The organism is Laceyella putida (assembly GCF_042665195.1).
GTDB classification, from domain to species: Bacteria; Bacillota; Bacilli; order Thermoactinomycetales; family Thermoactinomycetaceae; genus Laceyella; species Laceyella putida.
In genome coordinates, this window is sequence record NZ_JBHTBW010000029.1 from 1 (window position 1) to 3,500 (window position 3,500).

Consider the following 3,500-nt stretch of genomic DNA (forward strand, 5'->3'; position numbering starts at 1 on the left):
ATGCCATCCTCTACAAGCAGCCCGACCATTCGCGACACATACGCTTCAATCCCGGCCAGCCCCGCTTCCCGCCGCGCTTCCTCATGCGTCAGACCTGAACAGACAATGTCCGGCAACAGCTCAGCCGGTCCCTCCGACAGCGGGTCGGCTGCCTGAACGCGGCACTGAGCCAATGGAAGCTGCTTCAGGTCCCCCTCCTCCCAAATGTGGAAAATCCCTGATTCCCTGGATGTCAACAGGCTGAAGGTAGGAAACAATCCGTTTGACTCCCTTCTGCCCGCACTCCGTTCGAGCCGCAGATCGAGATCTTCCACCCATTCGGCCGACTCTTTTCCGATCACGAGCGGATGGGGCATGAACGAATGCCAGGTTCCTTCCAACGTTTCCAGATCCAGCAGGAAGAATTTATTCTTCCCTTCCGATTCGGTCACTCCCGCAACCGTTTTTAACAATTCAAACACGATCACATTCGCCAGCATCGCTCCTGCTGTGGAAGAGAACGTGTGCAACTGCGGGTCTTTGCAAAGCGCGGATCGGTGTATGCGCCGCCACGCCGACTCCCAACATCCCTCAGAGTTTGGATGCACCAGCGGACCCGCCAGACCCACCTGATGCAGACACATAGCGGGAAGCAACACCTTCTTCTCCTCCCTGCAAACCGCATGAAGAGCCCGCAGTTCCTCGACATCGCCCTCCTGCGACACATACAAAATCGACTGAAATGGCTGCACAGCCTCCCACCAGGAACTCAATCCCTCATGCAGGGTGACCTCCTCTAGCGCCACCTCGGGGTCCGTTTTGCGGGCATGTGCCGCCAGTTCCGCCAACCGCTGCCGGTTGGTCTGTACCGAGTCCGTGATCAGCACGTGGAACCGGGGCAATCCTGATTCGAACAAGGCCGCCACCAACGAGACAAAAAACGGGCCGGAGCCGACCGCCAGCACTTTGACCTGACGATAGGACTGAAAACGGTACGCGCCCGAGCCGCCGAAACTGTCCAAGAATTCAATTTGTGAAGCATACTTTTTGAGAACCACATCCGGCAATTGATGCGGACGGTCTTGGCTCATATCCCGGACAAAGCCGTGTTGGTACAACATTTCAGCGATTTCATACACCCGGTCCCGGTATGGGGCCGGCAATCCATCTGTCAATTCATCCAACGTGTTCTTCCCGTTAAACACCGGTATGAGTTTCTCAATCCACTGATCGATCGTCCTGCCTTCCATACGGAACGAGACTAAGTTGTTCCGAAAATACACACCGCCGTTTGGATCAGGGAGAAAAAACGTGTCTCCTTTCACTTTCAAACGCATAGAAGGGTCCAAATTTGTCATTCCGTTCCTCCTAACCATGAGCAATTCTCATCAGCACTATCGAATTCACTCTAATCTTATGTACTGCTATTTGTCCTCTTTCATCATTAAGAAAACCGGTCCTATATAAGAACCGTTTTTTCTCTATCCAGGGGTCCCGACAGAAAAAAGCGGATTTACCACGCTAAGAACTCAAAGAAGTGAAAAATCCGATTTTCAACCACGTTAAGGGTTGTGATCGTGCTTTCTTGTCTCATTGTATATTTAAGTGCCCCCAAAACGAAAAAAATGAGTCATCTCTTCTGAGACGTTCGCAGAAAAGGTGCTCATCTTTTGTTTGATATGGGACGATCCGTTTGGTCATCGCAACCATCTTCGTCTTTGTTAATCTATATATCTTATTTCGCTGGTGAGGAAGTGGCTAGTGTGTTCTCCTATTTCAAGTGATTTTAGACAGATATCAGTGCCCCCAAAACGAAAAAATGAGTCATCTCTTCTGAGATGTTCGCAGAAAAGATGCTCATTTTTTGTTTGACGTTTGGTCATCGCAACCATCTTCGTCTTTGTCAATCTATATATCCTATTTCGCTGGTGAGAAAGTGGCCAGTGTGTTCTCCTATTTTAAGTGATTTTAGACAGATATCTTTCTTGATTCTAACCTAATGATTTGAGATAGCACCAACCAGCAAATAGTATACCTTGATACCTAGAGGTATTTTGGTATCTACAGATGACTTTCGGTACTGAGATTGATTGCAAATCCCCCGACCTTTTCTTCGAAAAAGAGATCGGGGGTTGTTGTTAGGAGGCATTGCTCTATTACCTTCGCAAGTCCCCTGCAATATGCATGGCGAAGACCTTGAAGTTCTTTAGTGTCGTCAGCGAAGCTACTGATCTCAATGGTTTCGCTTTAGTTCCGGGCCCTTAGGGGTACCAAGAGGCTCACTCTCACTTTTCAAATTTAGCACCATTCTCCGCCGGCAAAGACGAAAATGACGGCGATAACAAGGATGAAGATTAAAAGTCTTCTCAAATGGAAACCACCGCCGAAACCACCGCCGAAACAGCTAAAACCACCCATTTTTTTCACCTCCCAACGTTAAAATTCTATATATCTTATTACGCTGGTGAGAAAGTGGCTAGTGTGTTCTCCTATTTCAAGTGATTTTAGACAGATATCAGTGCCCCAAAACGAAAAAAATGAGTCATCTCTTCTGAGACGTTCGCAGAAAAGATGCTCATTTTTTGTTTGATATGGGACGATCCGTTTGGTCATCGCAACCATCTTCGTCTTTGTCAATCTATATATCCTATTTCGCTGGTGAGAAAGTGGCCAGTGTGTTCTCCTATTTCAAGTGATTTTAGACAGATATCTTTCTTGATTCTAACCTAATGATTTGAGATAGCACCAACCAGCAAATAGTATCCCTTGATACCTAGAGGTATTTTGGTATCTACAGATGACTTTCGGTACTGAGATTGATTGCAAACCCCCGACCTTTTCTTCGAAAAAGAGATCGGGGGTTGTTGTTAGGAGGCATTGCTCTATTACCTTCGCAAGTCCCCTGCAATATGCATGGCGAAGACCTTGAAGTTCTTTAGTGTCGTCAGCGAAGCTGCTGATCTCAATGGTTTCGCTTTAGTTCCGGGCCCTTAGGGGTACCAAGATGGCTCACTCTCACTTTTCAAATTTAGAACCACCCTCCGCCGGCAAAGACGAAAATGACGGCGATAACAAGGATGAAGATTAAAAGTCTTCTTAAACCGAAACCACCGAAACCACCGCCGAAACAGCTACCACCAAAACCACCAAAACCACTCATTTTTTTCACCTCCCAACGTTAAAATTCTATATATCTTATTTCGCTGGTGAGGAAGTGGCTAGTGTGTTCTCCTATTTCAAGTGATTTTAGACAGATATCAGTGCCCCAAAACGAAAAAAATGAGTCATCTCTTCTGAGACGTTCGCAGAAAAGATGCTCATCTTTTGTTTGATATGGGACGATCCCGTTTGGTCATCGCAACCATCTTCGTCTTTGTCAATCTATATATCCTATTTCGCTGGTGAGAAAGTGGCCAGTGTGTTCTCCTATTTTAAGTGATTTTAGACAGATATCTTTCTTAATGAACCCCATATGTCCAGACAATTATGCAACGGTTGAAGTTACAGATTGACGAAATTCT

Annotated in this window: 2 protein-coding genes; both read right to left on the reverse strand. The window is 46.7% G+C overall.

All coding sequences use genetic code 11. The annotated features are described in order from the left end of the window. Positions 1-1,337: putative thiazole-containing bacteriocin maturation protein (locus tag ACFQNG_RS10485; RefSeq protein ID WP_379864876.1), on the reverse strand; the 1,337-nt coding region annotated here is incomplete at its 3' end. A 1,670-nt stretch (positions 1,338-3,007) separates the two neighbouring features. Further along, entirely contained in the window at positions 3,008-3,139 is a 132-nt protein-coding gene (locus ACFQNG_RS10490; RefSeq protein WP_379864877.1) for a sporulation protein YjcZ, read from the reverse strand. Positions 3,140-3,500 lie beyond the last annotated feature (361 nt).

What these genes read in the sequence shown, in the direction of transcription:
- ACFQNG_RS10490 (WP_379864877.1), bottom strand. Translation starts at nt 3,139, where the DNA reads ATGAGTGGTTTTGGTGGTTTTGGTGGTAGCTGTTTCGGCGGTGGTTTC.